The sequence below is a fragment of the Lentzea jiangxiensis genome (assembly GCF_900104175.1).
Taxonomy (GTDB): domain Bacteria; phylum Actinomycetota; class Actinomycetes; order Mycobacteriales; family Pseudonocardiaceae; genus Lentzea; species Lentzea jiangxiensis.
On sequence record NZ_FNIX01000001.1, the window covers coordinates 1,060,757 to 1,078,881 of the forward strand.

Consider the following 18,125-nt stretch of genomic DNA (forward strand, 5'->3'; position numbering starts at 1 on the left):
CCAGAAGACCCGGAGGACGCCTCCGCACCGGATGAACCGGAGCGGGGGCGTACTCCTGTGTGGAGGGAAGTCCTCTACGTCGTCCTGACAGCCGTCGTGCTGACGGTGCTGATCCAGGCGTTCGTGGCGCGGGTCTACGTGATCCCCTCGGCGTCGATGGAGAACACGCTGCACGGGTGCACCGGCTGCGAGAACGACCGCGTGCTCGTCGACAAGGTCACCTACAGGTTCGGCGACGTCGAGCCCGGCGAGGTGGTCGTGTTCCGCGGGCCCGAGGCGTGGACGACGGACTTCCGCAACCCGCCGTCGACGAACCCGGTCGCACGGTTCGTGCAGTACGTCGGTTCGTTGCTGGGCATCGCGCCCGCGAACGAACGAGACTTCGTCAAGCGCGTGATCGCGCTTCCCGGCCAGACGGTGATGTGCTGCGACGAGCAGCACCGTGTCGTCGTGGACGGAAAACCCCTCGACGAGCCGTACGTGTACTGGCAGCCCGGCACCTCTCCCGCCGACCACGAGCCGTTCGCGCCGATCCGCGTGCCGGAAGGGCGGTTGTTCGTGATGGGGGACAACCGGATGAACTCCACCGACTCGCGCAAACAGGGCGGCGGGGGCGTCGCGGGCACGGTGCCTCTCGAGAACGTCATCGGCAAGGCCCGGTACGTCGTTTTCCCGAAAGATCGGTGGAGTGTTGTGTCCGACCACAACCCCCAGCCCCTAGGCTGATCTCGTGGTCGACGACGCTCCAGAGCAGAACACGTCCGGTGACGAGCCGACTTCCGATGCTTCGGGTGAAACCGGGAAGAAGAAGAAAAAGGGCAACTTCTGGAAGGAACTGCCCGTCCTCATCCTGGTCGCGTTCGGCCTCGCGATCGGCATCCAGGTCTTCCTGGGCCGCGTCTACATGATCCCGTCGGAGTCGATGGAGGCGACGCTGCACGGGTGCACCGACTGCTACGGCGACCGCGTGCTCGTGGACAAGGTCACCTACCGCTTCACCGAGCCGGCGCCCGGCGACGTGATCGTCTTCCGCGGGCCGCCGTCGTGGCAGAACGACTTCATCTCCGAGGAGCCGGGCAACCCGGTCTCGCAGGGGCTGGCGTGGCTCGGGTCGCTGGTCGGCCTGCCGTCGGCGAACGAGGAGGACTTCGTCAAGCGCGTGATCGCCGTCGGCGGGCAGACCGTGAAGTGCTGCGACGAGCAGAACCGCGTGACCGTGGACGGCAAGCCCCTCGACGAGCCGTACAAGCACTTCGACGAGGGCACGCCGGCCGAGCAGGAGTCGTTCGAGGAGCTCAAGATCCCGGACGGGATGCTGTTCGTGCTGGGCGACAACCGCAACCACTCGTGCGACTCTCGCTGCCAGGGCCAGGGCGGCCTCAACGGCCTCGTGCCGGTGGACGACGTGATCGGCAAGGCGCGCGTGATCGTGCTGCCCCCGTCGCGGTGGGGCGGGGTGTCGGACCACGACCCGCAGGCCGTGTCGATGGGGGCGCCGGGCTGGCAGGAGAACGTGCCGCTGGGGCTGGGTATCGTCGCCGCGTGGCCGCTTCTGCTGCTCGGACGTCGAGTGCGAGACCGATTCCGCCGATGACCATGCTGATGCCGCCTCGCGCGGTCGTGCGGGGTTCGTCGGGGAACTGGGCGCTGCAGAGCACCCTGGAGCGCCGGGGCCTGGGTCCCGTCGCCGGGGTCGACGAGGCGGGGCGGGGTCCGTGCGCCGGGCCGCTGGTGATCGCCGCGTGCGTCCTCCGGCCGGGTGACGCGTCGCGGTTCGAGGGCCTGAACGACTCGAAGCTGATGACGGCGTCGGCGCGCGACAGGATGTACGACCTGGTCCTGAAGCGCGCGCTGGACCACTCGGTGGTCGTCGTGCCGCCCGCGGACATCGACTGGCTGGGCATCCACGTCATGAACATCGAGGGCATGCGGCGCGCGGTGGCGCGGATGTCGACGCATCCCGGCTACGTCCTGACCGACGGGTTCAAGGTGCCGGGCATGCCCGCGCCGAACGTGGCGGTGCTCAAGGGCGACCAGGCCGCGGCGTGCGTGGCCGCGGCATCGGTGCTGGCCAAGGTCACGCGGGACCGGATCATGGCCGACCTGCACGAGCGCCATCCCGAGTACGGGTTCAACGTGCACAAGGGTTACTGCACGCCCGACCACACGGCTGCGTTGATGGAGCACGGGCCGTGTGCGGAGCACCGGTGGTCGTATGTAAATGTGGCAGCGGCGGCTGCCAAGCACGGTCTCGCCGCGCCGCACAGGGTGGCGCGCGCCACGACCGCGGCGGCCGTGGTCCAGAATGATGCAGCCCCGGCTGATGCCGGGGAGCTCGCGACGAGGGAGGGCGCGGAGCAGATGATGACCCGCGCGGAGGCGTAATGAGTGCAGAGGATCTCGAGAAGTACGAGACCGAGATGGAACTGTCGCTGTACAAGGAGTACCGCGACATAGTCAGCCAGTTCTCGTTCGTCGTGGAGACCGAACGGCGTTTCTACCTGGCCAACTCGGTGGACGTGCAGGTGCGCAACGCCGACGGCGAGGTGTACTTCGAGGTGCGCATGTCGGACGCGTGGGTGTGGGACATGTACCGGCCCGCGAGGTTCGTCAAGAACGTTCGCGTCATCACGTTCAAGGACGTGAACGTGGAGGAGCTGGACAAGCCGGACCTCCGACTGCCGGAAAGCGGTCCGTTCCCCACCTGAGGTCTTCCGCAGCACCGCCCTCGCGTCCCGGGTCGTCCCGGGACGCGGGGGCGGTGCTGTTTCGTGCCGCGGGTCGCCTTCCTCGGGCCAGTAGCACACCCCACCGACAACTCCGCCACTTCAAGATCCACAACGGCCTACCTGTCCACAGCCGCTGAGTTGTCCACAGATTCCCCTCAGCCCGGCCACCCACCCCGCCCCGCCCGGCAAGGTCGAACCCGACGACCCGCAGGGAGGCGAGGACAGTGGTGGCACAGGCACCGGTGGGGACCAGGCAGCAGGAGAGAGGCCGTCAGGGCGAGGACCTGGCGTGCAGGTATCTGGAGGAGCAGGGCCTGGTGGTCCTGTCGCGGAACTGGACGTGCCGCGACGGTGAGCTCGACATCGTGGCCGTGGAGGGCGACCAGCTGGTCGTCTGCGAGGTCAAGACGAGATCCGGTCCCGCGTGGGGACGCCCGGACGAGGCCGTGGACCAGCGCAAGCTCTCACGCCTGCGCCGAACAGCCCTGCGCTGGCTCGCGGCGCACGGCGTCGGCTGGTGCAACGTCCGCGTCGACCTGATCTCGGTCACCTGGCCCCCGTCCGGCGAAGCCCGCCTGCAGCACCTGCGGGGAGCCTGAGATGGGCCTCGCACAGGCGTGGTCGGTGGCGCTCTGCGGCGTCGACGGCCTGCCGGTGGAGATCGAGGCGGACGTGGGCGTGGGCCAGCCCCGCACCCACCTCCTCGGGCTGCCCGACGCGTCGCTGCACGAGTCGAAGGAGCGCGTGAAGGCCGCCGTCCGCAACAGCGAGGAGGAGTGGCCGAAGCAGCGCATCGTCCTGGGCCTGTCCCCGGCGAACCTGCCGAAGGGCGGCAGCAGCTACGACCTGGCCATCGCCTGCGCCACGCTGGCCGCCTCGGGCGCGATCCCGCCCGACCGCCTCGCCACCACCGTCCTGCTGGGCGAGCTGGCCCTGGACGGCCGCATCCGCCCGGTCCGCGGCGTCCTGCCCGCCCTGCTGGCGGCCCGCCGCGCGGGCCTCACGCAGGCCGTCGTCCCCGTGGCCACCCTGCCCGAGGCCGCCCTGGTGGACGGCGTGGACATCCACGGCGCCCTCACCCTGCCCGAGGTCCTGGCGTGGCTGCGCGGCGACGAGGTGCCGCTGCCGAAGCCACCGCGGCCGGTCGACCCGCCGCTGCCGCAGGTCCCGGACCTGGCCGACGTGGTCGGCCAGCCGGAAGCCCGCTGGGCGCTGGAGGTGGCGGCAGCCGGCGCCCACCACCTCCTCCTGACGGGCCCACCGGGCACCGGCAAGACGATGCTCGCCGAACGCCTCCCGGGCCTGCTCCCACCCCTGACCCGCGAGGAGTCGCTGGCCGTCACAGCGGTGCACTCCGTGGCCGGCGTCCTCTCCTCCGACTACCCGCTGGTCGCGAGCCCGCCGTTCGTCAACGTGCACCACACGACGTCGATAGCGGCCCTGATAGGCGGCGGAAGCGGACTGGCGAAGCCGGGCGCCGCCTCCCGGGCGCACAGGGGAGTGCTGTTCCTGGACGAGGCCTGCGAGTTCGGCCAGAAGACCATCGACACCCTCCGCACAGCCCTGGAAGAGGGCGAGGTCCGCATCCCGCGCCGCGACGGCATAGCCCGCTACCCGGCGCGCTTCCAGCTGATCCTCGCCACCAACCCGTGCCCGTGCGCCCCACCGAAGGAGGTCGACTGCATCTGCACCAGCACGGTCCGCCGCCGCTACCAGTCCAAGCTGTCCGGCCCGCTGCTCGACCGAGTGGACCTCCGCGTCCGCATGAGAGCGACCACCGCCATGTCGAACGCCGACGCGGCCCCACCCGACTCGACGGCAACGGTCCGCGAACGTGTCCTCAAGGCCCGCTCGCGAGCCGCCACCCGCTGGTCGGCCCACGGCCACAACTGGCAGGCCAACGCCCTGGTCCCCGGCCCAGCACTCCGCCAGGAGTTCGCGCTCCCACGCGACACCACGGCGCTGCTGGACCGAGCCCTGGCCATCGGCGCCCTGACAGGCCGAGGCGCCGACAGGTGCCTGCGAGTCGCCTGGACCCTGGCCGACCTGGCCGAAGCCGACCGCCCCACCGCCGACCACGTGGCCGCCGCCCTCCAGTTCCGAGAACGCCGAGTCTGACGCCTCTGCGCTGGTCTCCGGCTCTACTGCGGAGGCGCCAGACCAGCACCCTGCGCCGCCGTGGCTGGTCGGCCACGAGTACCGCCTGACAAACGGCGTTCGTGACCGGCGGCCGGCTGCCCGTCCGCCGGTCACGAGCCCAGGGGAGCCGTTCACCCGAGCCGCCGATCATCAGCGGCAACCTTCGTCCCTCCGGCTGCCAGCGGACTCCAAGGCAGCCGTCCACCCAGGCTGCCGGTCGCCAGCGATGGCCCTTGGCACCCCGGCTGCCAGTGACTCCAAGACAGTCGTCCACCCGAGCCGCCGGTCGCGGAGCTTCCCGCCCCGACTCCGCGTCCCGCCCCGGTCGAGCGGGCGCACGTCCACTCCTGCGGACGCCCGCTCACCCACCAACCCCAGGGGTCTACCCCCAGTCCCCGACCACCAACGCCCTGATCCCCGAGCCGCCGGGCGCGGAGCCCACTCCCGCTCCGCGCCCGGCGCCTGCCCCGTTCACCCGAGCTGCCGGAGGCGAGCTTCGAGCCTCTGCTCGCCTCCGGCCCGAGGTGGGTCGTCCGCTCCTCCCCAGCGGGCGGCCCACCACCCCAGCCCTCTTACCGACTTCCGAGCCGCCGGTCGCGGAGCTTCCCGCCCGGACTCCGCGTCCGGCTCGGTCGAGCGGGCGCTCGTCCACCCCTGCGAGCGCCCGCTCACCCACCAACCCAGAGGTTCGACCAGGCCCCGACCACCAAGCCTGAGCTCCCGAGCCGCCGGGCGCGGAACCTCACTCCCGCTCCGCGTCCGGCACCGCCCTGCTCACCCGAGCTGCTGGAGGCGGGCTTCGAACCTCTGCCTGCCTCCGGTCCCAGCCGAGCGGGCGTTCGTCCCCTGCGGGCGTCCGCTCACCCGCCGCCTGTCCCCACCGAGCCGCCGGGCGCGGAGCCCCACTCCCACTCCGCGCCCGGCACCTGTCCGTCCCACCTGGACCAAGGAGTCCGACCATGTCCCCGCTTCTCGTCTGCGCTGCCACCTCGACCACCGCCCGAGCAGCCGCTTTGCCCGCGCTTCTGCGAATGCCGTGCACGGTGCGAAGGCGCTCGTCGGGTGCCAGTCCGCCGACGCCGTGGCGTTCGGAGCCCTGGCAGAGCTGGCTGCCCTGGTGGTGGTTCCGGTGAGCGCCGGGCCGACGGATGCCGTCCGGCTGGCGCGGGCGTACCTGTCGCGGGTGGCGGAGCCGTACCCGGCGGCGCTGGCCGCGTTGGTGGCCCAGGTCGGGCCGGTCGAGGCCGCAGTGCTTGTCCGGGCTGGTGAGGTGTCGCCCTCGGTTGCCGGTCAGACTTCTGCTCGGCGGGCTGAGGAGCGGGCGGAGCAGGACCTCGCGCACGTTGCCAAGTTGGGTGGTCGGCTGGTTGTTCCTGAGGACGAGGAGTGGCCGCGGTGGCCGTTCGTCGCGTTGGAAGGGGTGTCGGCGCGGCGGTGTGGTGGTGAGCCGTTGGCGTTGTGGGTTCGCGGGGCGCACGACCTCGCCGAGGCGGTGGACAAGGCCGTGGCGATCGTGGGGTCGCGGGCTTCGACCGGGTACGGCGAGCACGTTGCCGGTGAGTTCGCGTTCGGGTTGGCGGCGGCGGGGGTGACGGTCGTGTCCGGGGCGGCGTACGGGATCGACGGCGCTGCTCACCGCGGTTCGCTCGCCGGTGGCGGGCTGACTGTCGCGGTGCTGGCGTGCGGGGTGGACTTCGCCTATCCCGCCGGGCACCAGGGGTTGCTCGCGAAGATCTCGCGGGAGGGGGTGGTCGTCAGCGAGTACCCGCCCGGGGTGATGCCTGCTCGGCACCGGTTCCTGACGCGCAACCGCCTCATCGCGGCGTTGGCCGGCGGCACGGTCGTCGTCGAGGCCGGGCGGCGCAGCGGGGCCAAGAACACCGCTGCGATCACGCTCGCGTTGGGGCGGCCGTTGATGGTGGTGCCGGGGCCGGTGACGTCGGCCAGTTCGATCGGGTGCCACGAGCTGTTGCGGGACGGGCAGGCGGTGTCGGTGAGCTCGGTGGCCGAGGTCGTCGAGTCGGTCGGGCGGTTCGGGGACGACCTCGCCACCGAACCCGCGGAGAAGGAGAGCGAGCTCGGGGCACCGCAGGGCGAGGCCATGCGGGTCTACGAGGCTCTCGGAAAGCGGTGCGGGGTCAGCGACGAGGTCGTGTCGGTCGAGTCCGGTGTGCCGTTGGAACGGGTGCGGGCGCTGCTGCCCGAGTTGGAGCTGGCCGGGCTGGCGCTGCAGGTCGACGGTGGCTGGCAGAAGCTGGAGGTGCGGTGCTGATCAGTCCGGGACGGCCGGGCCGTCGTCAGGGTCGTTGCCGCGCAGCACCAGGGCGGCGACCACGGCGTCGGCGAGAGCCTCCGCCTTCTGCTGCTCCATGCCCAGCGAGAGAGCGCGATCGAGGGCGATCTTGCGCACCTCGGCCAGCTGGGGCGTGGTCAGGGGCGTGGACGGCAGCTCGAGCGGTTCGGCGGGCTTGCCGCGGAGTTTGCGCCACGCCTTGCGCGCGGCGTTGGTCGTCCCCTGCTGCACGGCCTTGCCGACGCTGTCGGACACGGCGGTGATCACGCTGCCGGACACCAGGGCGATCACCGGGGTCGCCATCGCGACGATGTCGCCCAAGCCGAAGCCCAGCGGGTCGTCGTGGGCCTGGCGGAGCCGGCGTTCGGCCTGCTTGGGGTTCTCCAGGTAGGGCGCGGCGACTATCTCGAACGAAGGCAGCTCCTCGGGAGCGATCTTGCGCACGACTCGGCGGGCGAGCTCGTCGACTGTTCGGACGGTGGTGCTGACTACCATCGCTACTCCGAAAGGTGATCTGTACGTGCCACCAACCCCTGGTCGTCACAGGGAGTTGAAACGTTATCGTGTTCTCGATCATGAGAGCGCTCTCAAGCGGCACGGGGGTGTGGCGATACTTGACCAAACGCCCCGACTGGCGCAGCGTCTTGACCTATGTCCCCGCCGCCGCATGGTCGGACACGTCGTGTCGATCTCGTTCGCCTGCGCGAAAAATTGCCTGCGCACGTCGCGGAGGTGTTGCGGCAGTACGAACGCCACTTGGCGTTGGAGCGTGATCTGTCAACGCACACAGTGCGCGCGTACGTGGGCGACGCAGTGGCGTTGCTGGGACACGTCGCCGGGAATATCCCGGAAAACGCCGCTGTCGAGCACGTAGACCTGGCAAATCTGCGGTCATGGCTTGCGGCGCAACGCGCAACGGGTGCGAGCCGCACGACTCTCGCGCGTCGCGCTGCCGCTGCACGCGCGTTCACGGCGTGGGCGCACCGAACAGGGCATTTGGCGTCGGATCCGGGGCCTCGCCTCGCTGCTCCGCGGCCGCACCGGACGTTGCCGTCCGTGTTGCGCCAGGACCAGGCGAAGGACGTGATGAGCGCCGTATCCTCCGGCGCGTCCCAAGGTGATCCGGTTGCGCTGCGTGATCAGGCCGTGGTGGAGTTGCTGTACGCCACCGGTATCCGCGTGGCCGAACTCTGTGGTCTTGATCTCGACGACGTGGACTACTCCCTAAGGGTGATTCGAGTTCTGGGCAAAGGTGGACGAGAGCGCAGCGCGCCGTTCGGCGTGCCGGCCGAGCGCGCGGTGCGCCGGTGGGTGGACGAGGGCAGGAACGCCCTGGTGGCACCGGATTCGCCGCCCGCCCTGTTCCTCGGTGCGCGCGGGGGCCGGCTGAACCAGCGGGCCGTCCGCGCTCTGGTGCACGAGGTCGTCGCCGAGGTACCGGACGCGCCGGACATCGGGCCGCACGGGTTGCGCCACTCCGCCGCGACCCATTTGCTGGAAGGAGGAGCGGACCTGCGCACCGTCCAAGAGCTGCTTGGTCACGCTACGCTCGCAACGACTCAGCTTTACACACACGTCACTGTCGAACGGCTGAAGGCGATCCATGACCGAACCCACCCCCGTTCCTGACGCCGCAGGGGGAGGATCGCGTACGGCGACCGTGCCCCCTGACCCCGTCCTGCCCGCACCAGCGTCGAAGCAGGCGAGCAACGGGCACCGTCAGAACGGCGCGCCGCACAGCACCGAGGCGATCCCCGAGCCCGGTGCCGACACGCATGTCAACGGCACGCCCGCTGCCGTCCCGACCGGCGTGACGCGCGCGGACGTCCGGTCCGGTGACGACGTCGAAGCCGGCATCGTCGCGCTGTGGCGCAGCTACGGCGAGTCCCGCGACCAGGGCCAGCGCGACCGCCTGGTGCTGCACTACGCGCCGCTGGTCAAGTACGTCGCCGGCCGCGTCGGCACGGGCCTGCCCGCCCACGTGGACGTCGCCGACCTGATCCAGTCCGGAATCTTCGGCCTGGTCGACGCGATCGAGAAGTTCGAGCCGGAGCGCGGTCTCAAGTTCGAGACCTACGCCATGCAGCGCATCCGCGGCGCGATCCTCGACGACCTCCGCTCCCAGGACTGGGTGCCGCGGTCGGTCCGCAGCCGCGCCCGCGACGTCGAACGGGCCCTGGAACGCCTCGGCGCCAAGCTCCAGCGCACGCCCACCGACCGCGAGCTCGCCGCAGAGCTCAAGATCGGTCTGGCCGAGCTGCGCGAGCTGTACGGCCAGCTCCAGCTCACCAGCGTCGTCGCGCTCGACGAGCTGATCGCCCCGAACAAGGGCGGCTCCTCCCTCGCCGAGTCGCTGCCCGACGACGCCGCGGAAGACCCGGTGGCGAGCCTCGTCGACCAGGACAGCCGCCGTCAGCTGGCCGACGCGATAGCCCAGCTCGCGGAGCGCGACCGCGTGGTCGTGACCCTCTACTACTTCGAGAACCTGACCCTCGCCGAGATCGGCAAGGTCCTCGGCGTGACCGAGTCCAGGGTCTGCCAGCTGCACACCCGCGCCGTCCTGCGCCTGCGCACCAAGCTCAACGAGCAGTCCGAGGCCTGACGCAGCCTCACCCACCCGCAGTCGGGCGCATCGCCCGAGCTGCCGGACGCGCGTACCGAGAAGTCGTGCGCGGCCCTGGAAATGAGCTTCAAGCCTCCATTCCGCCCCTTGCCGGGCCAATTCACTCGAACGGGTGGACTTCTGCCAAGTCCCCGTACGTCGCGTGCCCGCTCGGGCAGCAGGCGAACGGTCGAGCGCCGAGCTGAGCTGCTGGACTTCGGGGCGCTCTGGTCGATTCCCGCGGTGAGCGGTCGAGTCGATCTGCGAACGATGGCGGCCGATCCACGAGTCCGCCGAAAATGCATTCAGCGCTTGCGAACCTCCACCGCCAACGGCAATCGGGCAGTCGCCGAACAGGCCGGTCGTCATCACCGGATCGCGATTCGACGATCGGCTGGATCCCGAACTGTCGCCCGCGGCCGGTGGACGAGCGGGAGCAGTGGGCAGGGCCGAGCCGGCTCGTGGGCGCAGGCCGGGCAGTTCCGCGCGGACAACGGGCACGGCCGACGCCCGCCGATCGTGTTCAGACGTCCGCGTGACCAGGGCCGGGAGGCGGGCGGAAGGTGAGCGGGGCCGCCTCCCGGCACCTGGTGGGCGCCGCGGCGCGGGGACGGGTCGCGCCGCTGTCCGGCCGCCGGGGACGGCGGGAAGCGCCCTATCGGAGCGCCGCTGGCAAGCACTGGGCCGCGCGGCGCGGGTCTCGGCCGCGACCGGGTCAGGGGCTCCTGGCCGGCGCGGACAGGGGCAGCAGGCGCACGCGCGCCGAGCTGACCAGGCGGAGCGGGTCGAGGTACTCGGCGCCCCGCCTGGCACCCCAGTGCAGGCACGGCGTGGGGCAGTGGCCCTCCTGCAGATGACCGATCACCTGTCCCCGGCGCACCGGGCTCCCCGCCGCGACGGCCGGGGTCACCGGCTCGTACGTCGTGCGCAGGCCGCCGCGGTGCTGGAGCGACACCAACGTCCTGGTGGCCACCGGCCCGGCGAACACCACCACCCCGTCCGCCGCGGCCAGCACGTCGGTGCCGGCCGGAGCGGAGAGGTCCGCGCCCCGGTGGCCGGGGCCGAACGGGGTCGCCGGGGCCTCGAAGGCGCGCACCACCGGGTGGGGCGGGGGCAGCGGCCAGGTGAAGCGGGCCTGAGGCGAGGTGAGGAGCGTCGTGAGGACCAGGGCGGTGGGGAGGAGGGGCATGGGTCAACGATCGGCCACGGGGCACACCGGGGACCAGCGGTGATCGGGGATCTGTGGATTACTCGCCGGTTGTGGACAACCACCGCCTGCTCGACGGGGGCGATTCGAAGTTTGACGGGGGTGAGGAGTAGACTTTCGGGCGCGTCCCGTCTGTGCGCGGGACGACTTCGCGTGCCAATGCAGATCCGACCGGCTGGTTCCAGCAGGGTCGAGTCACGACGTCCGACGGTCCTGAAGGTGCAGAGATGCCCCGAGGGTGCGGGCGGCGGCGTTCGGCACCAGGGCTGACGGCCTACCGGCCTGAGGCGACAACCGGACCGACGCGCAAGGCCAGACCTGACGCGTCCGACAGATGAGGTGCGAACCGGCCATGGCCGTCGTAACCATGAAGCAGCTGCTCGACAGCGGCGTGCACTTCGGGCACCAGACTCGGCGCTGGAACCCGAAGATGAAGCGCTACATCCTCACCGAGCGCAACGGCATCTACATCATCGACCTGCAGCAGACGCTGACCTACATCGACCGGGCTTACGAGTTCGTGAAGGAAACGGTCGCGCACGGCGGGTCGATCCTGTTCATCGGCACCAAGAAGCAGGCGCAGGAGGCCATCGCCAACGAGGCGCTCCGCGTCGGCATGCCCTACGTGAACCAGCGCTGGCTGGGCGGCATGCTCACCAACTTCTCGACGGTCCACAAGAGGCTCCAGCGCCTCAAGGAGCTCGAGTCGATGGAGCAGACCGGCGGTTTCCAGGGTTTCACCAAGAAGGAAATCCTGATGATGAACCGCGAGAAGGACAAGCTGGAGCGCACGCTCGGCGGTATCCGCGACATGTCCAAGGTGCCCAGCGCCGTGTGGATCGTGGACACCAAGAAGGAGCACATCGCGGTCGGTGAGGCTCGCAAGCTGAACATCCCGATCGTCGCGATCCTCGACACGAACTGCGACCCGGACGAGGTCGAGTTCCCGATCCCGGGCAACGACGACGCGATCCGCTCCGCCGCACTGCTGACCAAGGTCGTGGCTGAGGCCGCCGCCGCCGGTCTCATGCAGCGCTCCGGTGGTCGCCGCGACGCCGCCGACGGCCAGGACAAGCCCGCTGCCGACGAGCCGCTGGCCGAGTGGGAGCAGGAGCTCCTGACCAGCTCCACGGCCACCGAGGCTCCGGCCACCGAGGCTCCGGCTGAGGCGGCCCCGGCCGAGGAAGCTCCGGCCGAGGAAGCTCCGGCCGAGCAGCCCGTCCAGTCCTGATCTCCCCCACGAGGTGCCCGCGACCGCGGGCACCTCGTGACCTAAGCGCGTACATCGCAGAAGGAAAACGATGGCGAACTACACCACCGCGGACGTCAAGAAGCTCCGCGAGCTGACCGCCGCCGGCATGATGGACTGCAAGAAGGCGCTGGACGAGGCTGACGGCGACTTCGAGAAGGCCGTCGAGATCCTGCGCATCAAGGGCGCCAAGGACGTCGGCAAGCGCGCCGAGCGCACCACGTCCAACGGCCTCGTCGCCGTCAAGGACGGCGCGATGGTCGAGCTGCGTTGCGAGACGGACTTCGTCGCCAAGAACGCCGACTTCATCGCCCTGGCCGACGACATCGTCGCGATCGCCAAGGCCAACAAGGTCGCGGACGTCGAGGCCCTCAAGGCCGTCGAGGTCGACGGCAAGACCGTCGACGCGCTGGTCCAGGAGTTCTCCGCGAAGATCGGCGAGAAGCTCGAGCTGGCCAAGGCGGTCGACTTCGACGGCACCGTCTCGACCTACCTGCACAAGCGTGCCGCGGACCTGCCGCCGGCCGTCGGCGTGCTCGTCGAGTACACCGGTGACAACGCCGAGGTCGCCAAGGGTGCCGCGATGCAGATCGCCGCGATGCGCCCGAAGTTCGTCACCCGTGACGAGGTGCCGGAGGAGCTCGTCGCCAACGAGCGCCGCATCGCCGAGGAGACCGCTCGCGAGGAGGGCAAGCCCGAGGGCGCGCTCCCCAAGATCGTCGAGGGTCGCGTCAACGGCTTCTTCAAGGACGTCGTGCTCCTCGAGCAGGCTTCCGTGACGGACAGCAAGAAGACGGTCAAGGCTCTCCTGGACGAGGCCGGCGTGACGGTGACCCGTTTCGCTCGGTTCGAGGTCGGCCAGAGCTGATTCGCATGAGGGCGGGGTTGCAGGCACCAGCGACCCCGCCCTTGGCGTGTCTACAGAAGTTCCCGGGGTCAAAGGAGAGGGACCTGTGAGCGAAGAAGGTAGCCACGGCTACAGCCGGGTGATGCTCAAACTCGGTGGCGAGATGTTCGGTGGTGGTGGCGTCGGCGTCGATCCCGACGTCGTCCAGACAGTCGCCAAGCAGATCGCGGCCGTCCACAAGTCCGGCGTGCAGGTGGCCGTCGTGATCGGTGGTGGCAACTTCTTCCGCGGGTCCGAGCTCCAGCAGCGCGGCATGGACCGGTCGCGCGCCGACTACATGGGCATGCTCGGCACGGTCATGAACTGCCTGGCGCTGCAGGACTTCCTCGAGCGCGAGCACGGCATCGACACCCGCGTGCAGACCTCCATCCAGATGACGCAGGTCGCCGAGTCCTACATTCCCCGCCGCGCGATGCGCCACCTCGACAAGGGCCGCGTCGTGATCTTCGGTGGCGGCGCGGGTCTGCCGTACTTCTCCACCGACACCACCGCCGCCCAGCGCGCACTGGAGATCGGCTGCGAGATCGTCCTGATGGCCAAGGCCGTCGACGGCGTCTACACGGCCGACCCCAAGATCGATCCCGACGCGCTGATGTTCGACAACATCACCCACCGCGAGGTGCTGGAGCGCGGCCTCAACGTCGCCGATGCCACGGCCTTCAGCCTCTGCATGGACAACAACATGCCGATCCTCGTCTTCAACCTCCTCACCGAGGGGAACATCGCGCGAGCGGTGCGTGGTGAGAAGATCGGCACCCTGGTGAGCACCCCCGGTGGCCGCCCGGCCTTCTAGACCTGGTGGGATCTCTCCAGGACCGGGAATCAGGCACGAACACGCAGAGCAAGGAGCAGTCGTGATCGACGAGACCCTCCTCGACGCCGAGGAGAAGATGGAAAAGGCGGTTTCGGTCGCGAAGGAGAACCTTTCCTCCGTTCGAACCGGTCGTGCGACTCCCTCGATGTTCAACCGCATCCACATCGACTACTACGGGTCGATGACGCCGCTGAACCAGATGGCCAGCATCACGGTCCCCGAGGCGCGCATGGCGGTCGTCAAGCCGTACGACGCGAGCCAGCTGAACGCCATCGAGAAGGCGATCCGGGACTCCGACCTGGGCGTCAACCCGAGCAACGACGGCGCCATCATCCGCATCGTCATCCCGCAGCTCTCCGAGGAGCGCCGCCGGGACATGGTGAAGGTCGCCAAGCAGAAGGGCGAGGACGCGCGCGTCTCCGTCCGCGGTGTCCGCCGCAAGGCGAAGGAAGAGATCGACCGGCTCGTCAAGGACGGCGAGGTCGGCGAGGACGACGGCTCCCGTGGTGAGAAGGAGCTCGACGCTCTCACCCACAAGTACGTCGCGCAGGTCGACGAGCTCGTGAAGCACAAGGAAGCCGAGCTTCTCGAAGTCTGATCCCCCTTGATGGTTCGCCCGGCCGAGTCGCCGAAGGCGTGATTGCCCTGGCCGGGCGGAGGTCGTGATGGGAGCACAGGTGGCAGGCGGTCCCGCGGACGCGCCCGCGTCGAAGCCGTCGCGCGCGGGACGTGACCTGCGGGCGGCGATCCTGGTCGGTGTGGGCCTCGGCGCGGTGATCATCGCGTCGTTGCTGACGGTGAAGGAGACCTTCATCGCCATCGTCGCGGCCGCCGTGGCGGTGTCGACGTGGGAGATCGCCACCGCGTTCAAGAAGGCGGGCATCAACGTCGCCTTCTGGCCGGCGTTGATCGGCGGTCAGGCGATCCTCTGGCTGTCCTGGCCGCTGGAGCGCGCCGGCATGATGACCGCGTTCGTGGTCACCGTGCTGGTGTGCATGATCTGGCGGTTCCGGGGCGGCTCGGACGGCTACCTGCGCGACCTCAGCGCGTCGGTGTTCACCGTCGCGTACGTGCCGTTGTTCGCGGCGTTCGCGGCCATGCTCGTCGTGCCCGACGACGGCGTGGGTCGTGTGTTCGCGTTCATCGTCGGTGTCGTGCTGTCCGACGTCGGCGGGTACGCGGCCGGCGTCTTCCTGGGCAAGCACCCGATGGCGCCGACGATCAGCCCGAAGAAGTCCTGGGAGGGCTTCGCGGGCTCGCTGACCGCCGGTGTGGTCGGTGGCGCGATCACGGTGTCCACACTGCTCGACGGCCAGTGGTGGCAGGGCGCGCTGTTCGGTGCCGCGCTCGTCGTCACGGCCACCGCGGGTGACCTGGTCGAGTCGCTGATCAAGCGCGACCTCGGCATCAAGGACATGGGCACGCTGCTGCCCGGCCACGGCGGGCTGATGGACCGGATGGACTCGCTCCTGCCGTCCGCCGTCGCCTCATGGCTGCTGCTGCACCTGTTCGTGCCGTAAGCCCTCGGTCAGTCGTCGAACGGGTCGTCCACCTCGGTGCGCGGCTCGGCCTCGATCACGCGGGACGGGTCGATCACCGAGAAGGCCGTTCCCGCGTGGTCCTCGACCACCGTGATGCGCCCGAACGGGGTGTCGTAGGGCTCGACGGTCACCCGGCCGCCGAGCTCGAGCACGCGGTACGCCACCGAGTCGATGCCGATCTCCGGCGCCGCGTTGAAGTAGACCATCCAGTGGGAGCGCTCTCCGTAGGGGAACTCGCGCCCCATCTTCTGCCGCCCGATGACCTCCGTGCCCTCGATGGACCAGGAGGCGTAGTCCAGGCGCTGGCCGTCGCCGATCTGGGTGATGTCGTAGTTGCACAGCTCGCCGAAGAACTCGTCCGCCGCGATGCCGTCGCGGGTGTTCAGCTCGGCCCACGCGTACGAGCCGTGGCCTCCCATGCCGAACCGCCAGTCCGGGGGCACGTGGCGGAAGCCGACGACGGCGCCGGTGGGGTCGGCGATCACGGTGCTCTGCGTGTGGTCGGCGGCGTCCTCGGGGTTGTGCAGCACGGACCCGCCGAGGTGGAAGGCCTTCTCCGCAGTAGCACGTGCATGCGGTGTGACCAGGTACAACCGCCACCCTTCGGGATCACCCTGGGGTAAGCCCGCGACGGGGATGCCGTCGACCATCGCGACGGTGTAGCCGGCGTCGTCGGCGTAGTGCCAGCCGAAGAGGCCGGTGTAGAACTCGATCGCACCCTTGAGGTCGTCGACGGTTCTCTCGACCCAGCACGGACTTCCGGAGAGCAACGGCGCGAGCTTGGGCGTGTTGGGCGCGATGGACACAGCCGCCTCCTGCAGGGGAAAGAGATGCCAACACGCTACGCCGTGATCGGGCGAATTCGTACGGTCGCCGGGAAATGGAGGCCCTACAGTGGCTCCGTGAGGGGATTCGTGCGGGCGGCGCTGAACGCGGTGCGTCCGGCAGACGTCGTGCCCAGTCCGAACATCTGGCACTGGCCGGACGTTTACGAGGTCGAGAACCGCGCGCAGGACGTCCACGGTGCGATTTGGACGACGATAAGCGAAGAATGTCCGTTTGGCGGCGGGGACGTCGTGGACGTCGGCTGCGGTGACGGGTTCCACCTGCCGCTGTTCGCGCGCACCGCGAAGTCCGTCACGGGCGTCGAACCGCACCCGCCTCTGGTCGTGCGTGCCAGGCAGCGGGTGGCCTCGTTGCCGAACGCCCGCGTCGTTTCCGGTCCGGCGCAGGGGCTGCCGCTCGACGACGCGTGCGCTGACCTGGTGCACGCCCGTACCGCCTACTTCTTCGGACCCGGGTGCGAGCCGGGGATGCGGGAGGCTGACCGGGTGCTGCGGCCCGGGGGTGCGCTGGTGATCGTCGACCTCGACGGGCTGGCCGACCCGTACGGGCCCTGGTTGCTCGCCGACGAGCCGCGTTACGACCCCGTGGTGGTCGAGAAGTTCTTCGCGGAAAACGGGTTTTCATTGCGACGGGTCGTGGCGGAGTGGCGGTTCGAGAGCCGCGAGGACCTGGAGGCCGTGCTGCGCATCGAGTTCTCGGCGAAGGTGGCCGAGCGGGCGATCGCCTCGGTGAGCGGGGTGAGCTTCCCGGTCGGGTACCGGGTGCACGTGCGGCGCAAGCCGAAGGGTCTGATCGTGTGATCGGGACTAGGCTCGATTCGTGGAGAAGCGAAACGCAGGCAGGTTGAACCGCCAGGTCGGCGTCGTGGGGCTGGGGTGCTGGCAGCTCGGCGCGGACTGGGGCGAGGTGGACGAGAGCGACGCGCTCGCGCTGCTGCACGCCGCCGCCGACACGGGTGTCGACTTCTTCGACACCGCCGACGTGTACGGCGACGGTCGCAGCGAGACGCTCGTCGGGCGGTTCCTGGAGGAGCGCAAGGACGACGGGATCTTCGTCGCCACGAAGATGGGGCGGCGGCTGCCGGCGCAGGTCGAGGAGGGGTACAGCCGGGAGAACTTCCTCGCGTGGAACGACCGGAGCCGCCGCAACCTGGGGGTCGACACGCTGGACCTCGTGCAGCTGCACTGCCCGCCCACGGCCGTGTACAGCCGTGACGAGGTGTACGACACCTTGGACGAGATGGTGGAGCAGCAGCGGATCGCCGCTTACGGCGTGTCCGTGGAGAAGGTCGAGGAGGCGCTGGAGGCGATCAGGCGTCCGCACGTGGCGAGCGTGCAGATCATCCTGAACGCGTTCCGGCTCAAGCCCCTCGAGGAGGTGCTGCCCAGGGCCGCGGAGGCGGGGGTCGCGATCATCGCGCGGGTGCCGCTCGCTTCCGGGTTGCTGACCGGCAAGTACGACAGGTCGACGACTTTCGGTGCGGACGACCACCGCAACTACAACCGCAACGGTGAGGCCTTCGACGTCGGCGAGACCTTCTCCGGGGTGCCCTACGAGGTCGGCCTGGAGGCGGTGGAGCGCCTGCGGCCGCTGGTGCCGGAGGGGGCCACGATGGCGCAGTTCGCGCTCAGGTGGATCGTGGACCAGGCCGGTGTCACGGTGGTGATCCCCGGTGCTCGCAACGTGGAGCAGGCACGCGCCAACTCGCAGGCCGCGGATCTGGAGCCGGTCGACGGGAAGGCCGTCGCGGCCGTGTACGACGAGCTGATCCGGCCGCACGTGCACGACCGGTGGTAGG

The 18,125-nt window shown here is 70.0% G+C and carries 19 protein-coding genes; 16 read left to right on the forward strand and 3 right to left on the reverse strand.

Translation table 11 applies throughout. From position 1 onward, the window contains the following. Window positions 1–57 precede the first annotated feature (57 nt). The 7 genes from lepB (BLQ91_RS05250) to dprA all read left to right on the forward strand — a co-directional run bounded on the left by lepB (BLQ91_RS05250) (window position 58) and on the right by dprA (window position 7,140). Window positions 58–726 carry a signal peptidase I gene (gene lepB, locus BLQ91_RS05250; protein WP_425412415.1) on the forward strand — a complete coding sequence of 223 codons (669 nt, stop codon included), beginning with the start codon at window positions 58–60 and terminating at the stop codon, window positions 724–726. Between the two features lie 4 nt (window positions 727–730). Further along, complete coding sequence (gene lepB / locus BLQ91_RS05255) at window positions 731–1,594, forward strand: signal peptidase I (protein WP_090095459.1); 864 nt, start codon at window positions 731–733, stop codon at window positions 1,592–1,594. Continuing rightward, window positions 1,591–2,385, forward strand: coding sequence for a ribonuclease HII (locus tag BLQ91_RS05260; RefSeq protein WP_090095460.1), 795 nt, complete (start codon window positions 1,591–1,593; stop codon window positions 2,383–2,385). Before lepB (BLQ91_RS05255) ends, BLQ91_RS05260 begins: the two co-directional genes overlap by 4 nt. After that, the gene (locus BLQ91_RS05265; RefSeq protein WP_030468024.1) at window positions 2,385–2,708 is read left to right on the forward strand and encodes a DUF2469 domain-containing protein; all 324 of its coding nucleotides are present in this window, start codon (window positions 2,385–2,387) and stop codon (window positions 2,706–2,708) included. The genes BLQ91_RS05260 and BLQ91_RS05265 overlap by 1 nt, the downstream gene beginning before the upstream one ends. A 248-nt stretch (window positions 2,709–2,956) precedes the next feature. Beyond that, a complete protein-coding gene (locus BLQ91_RS05270; RefSeq protein ID WP_090095461.1) occupies window positions 2,957–3,328 on the forward strand; it encodes a YraN family protein in 372 nt (123 codons plus the stop codon). Between the two features lies 1 nt (window position 3,329). Further along, entirely contained in the window at window positions 3,330–4,847 is a 1,518-nt protein-coding gene (locus BLQ91_RS05275; RefSeq protein WP_090095462.1) for a YifB family Mg chelatase-like AAA ATPase, read from the forward strand. 1,150 nt (window positions 4,848–5,997) lie between these two features. Next, window positions 5,998–7,140: a DNA-processing protein DprA gene (gene dprA / locus BLQ91_RS42435; protein WP_143022557.1), complete on the forward strand. Its 1,143-nt coding sequence runs from the start codon at window positions 5,998–6,000 to the stop codon at window positions 7,138–7,140. On the opposite strand, the gene BLQ91_RS05285 is transcribed toward dprA, so the two are convergent. Beyond that, a complete protein-coding gene (locus tag BLQ91_RS05285; protein ID WP_143022529.1) occupies window positions 7,141–7,656 on the reverse strand; it encodes a hypothetical protein in 516 nt (171 codons plus the stop codon). 156 nt (window positions 7,657–7,812) lie between these two features. Between BLQ91_RS05285 and BLQ91_RS05290 the strand changes: the two genes are divergently transcribed. Both BLQ91_RS05290 and BLQ91_RS05295 read left to right on the forward strand, forming a co-directional pair. Continuing rightward, window positions 7,813–8,790, forward strand: coding sequence for a tyrosine recombinase XerC (locus BLQ91_RS05290; protein ID WP_090095465.1), 978 nt, complete (start codon window positions 7,813–7,815; stop codon window positions 8,788–8,790). A gap of 31 nt (window positions 8,791–8,821) precedes the next feature. After that, the gene (locus tag BLQ91_RS05295) at window positions 8,822–9,763 is read left to right on the forward strand and encodes a FliA/WhiG family RNA polymerase sigma factor (RefSeq protein ID WP_425412418.1); all 942 of its coding nucleotides are present in this window, start codon (window positions 8,822–8,824) and stop codon (window positions 9,761–9,763) included. Between the two features lie 715 nt (window positions 9,764–10,478). Here the strand turns inward: BLQ91_RS05295 and BLQ91_RS05300 are convergent. Further along, complete coding sequence (locus tag BLQ91_RS05300) at window positions 10,479–10,952, reverse strand: M23 family metallopeptidase (RefSeq protein ID WP_090095467.1); 474 nt, start codon at window positions 10,950–10,952, stop codon at window positions 10,479–10,481. Between the two features lie 370 nt (window positions 10,953–11,322). On the opposite strand from BLQ91_RS05300, the gene rpsB reads away from it, so the two are divergent. The 5 genes from rpsB (at window position 11,323) to BLQ91_RS05325 (ending at window position 15,460) form a co-directional block, all read left to right on the forward strand. Then, window positions 11,323–12,201 (forward strand): 30S ribosomal protein S2, encoded by an 879-nt coding sequence (rpsB, locus tag BLQ91_RS05305; RefSeq protein ID WP_090095468.1) that lies wholly within the window; start codon window positions 11,323–11,325, stop codon window positions 12,199–12,201. 70 nt (window positions 12,202–12,271) lie between these two features. After that, a complete protein-coding gene (tsf, locus tag BLQ91_RS05310) occupies window positions 12,272–13,087 on the forward strand; it encodes a translation elongation factor Ts (RefSeq protein WP_090095469.1) in 816 nt (271 codons plus the stop codon). 121 nt (window positions 13,088–13,208) lie between these two features. Then, complete coding sequence (gene pyrH / locus BLQ91_RS05315) at window positions 13,209–13,919, forward strand: UMP kinase (protein WP_090096004.1); 711 nt, start codon at window positions 13,209–13,211, stop codon at window positions 13,917–13,919. 61 nt (window positions 13,920–13,980) lie between these two features. Continuing rightward, window positions 13,981–14,538 carry a ribosome recycling factor gene (frr, locus tag BLQ91_RS05320; RefSeq protein ID WP_090095470.1) on the forward strand — a complete coding sequence of 186 codons (558 nt, stop codon included), beginning with the start codon at window positions 13,981–13,983 and terminating at the stop codon, window positions 14,536–14,538. Window positions 14,539–14,605: 67 nt separating this feature from the next. Continuing rightward, window positions 14,606–15,460, forward strand: a complete 855-nt coding sequence (locus tag BLQ91_RS05325) for a phosphatidate cytidylyltransferase (RefSeq protein ID WP_090095471.1) — start codon at window positions 14,606–14,608, stop codon at window positions 15,458–15,460. Between the two features lie 8 nt (window positions 15,461–15,468). On the opposite strand, the gene BLQ91_RS05330 is transcribed toward BLQ91_RS05325, so the two are convergent. Further along, complete coding sequence (locus tag BLQ91_RS05330) at window positions 15,469–16,287, reverse strand: VOC family protein (RefSeq protein ID WP_090095472.1); 819 nt, start codon at window positions 16,285–16,287, stop codon at window positions 15,469–15,471. A 96-nt stretch (window positions 16,288–16,383) separates the two neighbouring features. On the opposite strand from BLQ91_RS05330, the gene BLQ91_RS05335 reads away from it, so the two are divergent. Continuing rightward, window positions 16,384–17,127 (forward strand): class I SAM-dependent methyltransferase, encoded by a 744-nt coding sequence (locus tag BLQ91_RS05335; RefSeq protein ID WP_245733118.1) that lies wholly within the window; start codon window positions 16,384–16,386, stop codon window positions 17,125–17,127. A gap of 19 nt (window positions 17,128–17,146) precedes the next feature. Next, complete coding sequence (locus tag BLQ91_RS05340) at window positions 17,147–18,124, forward strand: aldo/keto reductase (RefSeq protein ID WP_090095474.1); 978 nt, start codon at window positions 17,147–17,149, stop codon at window positions 18,122–18,124. Window position 18,125: the final 1 nt, after the last annotated feature.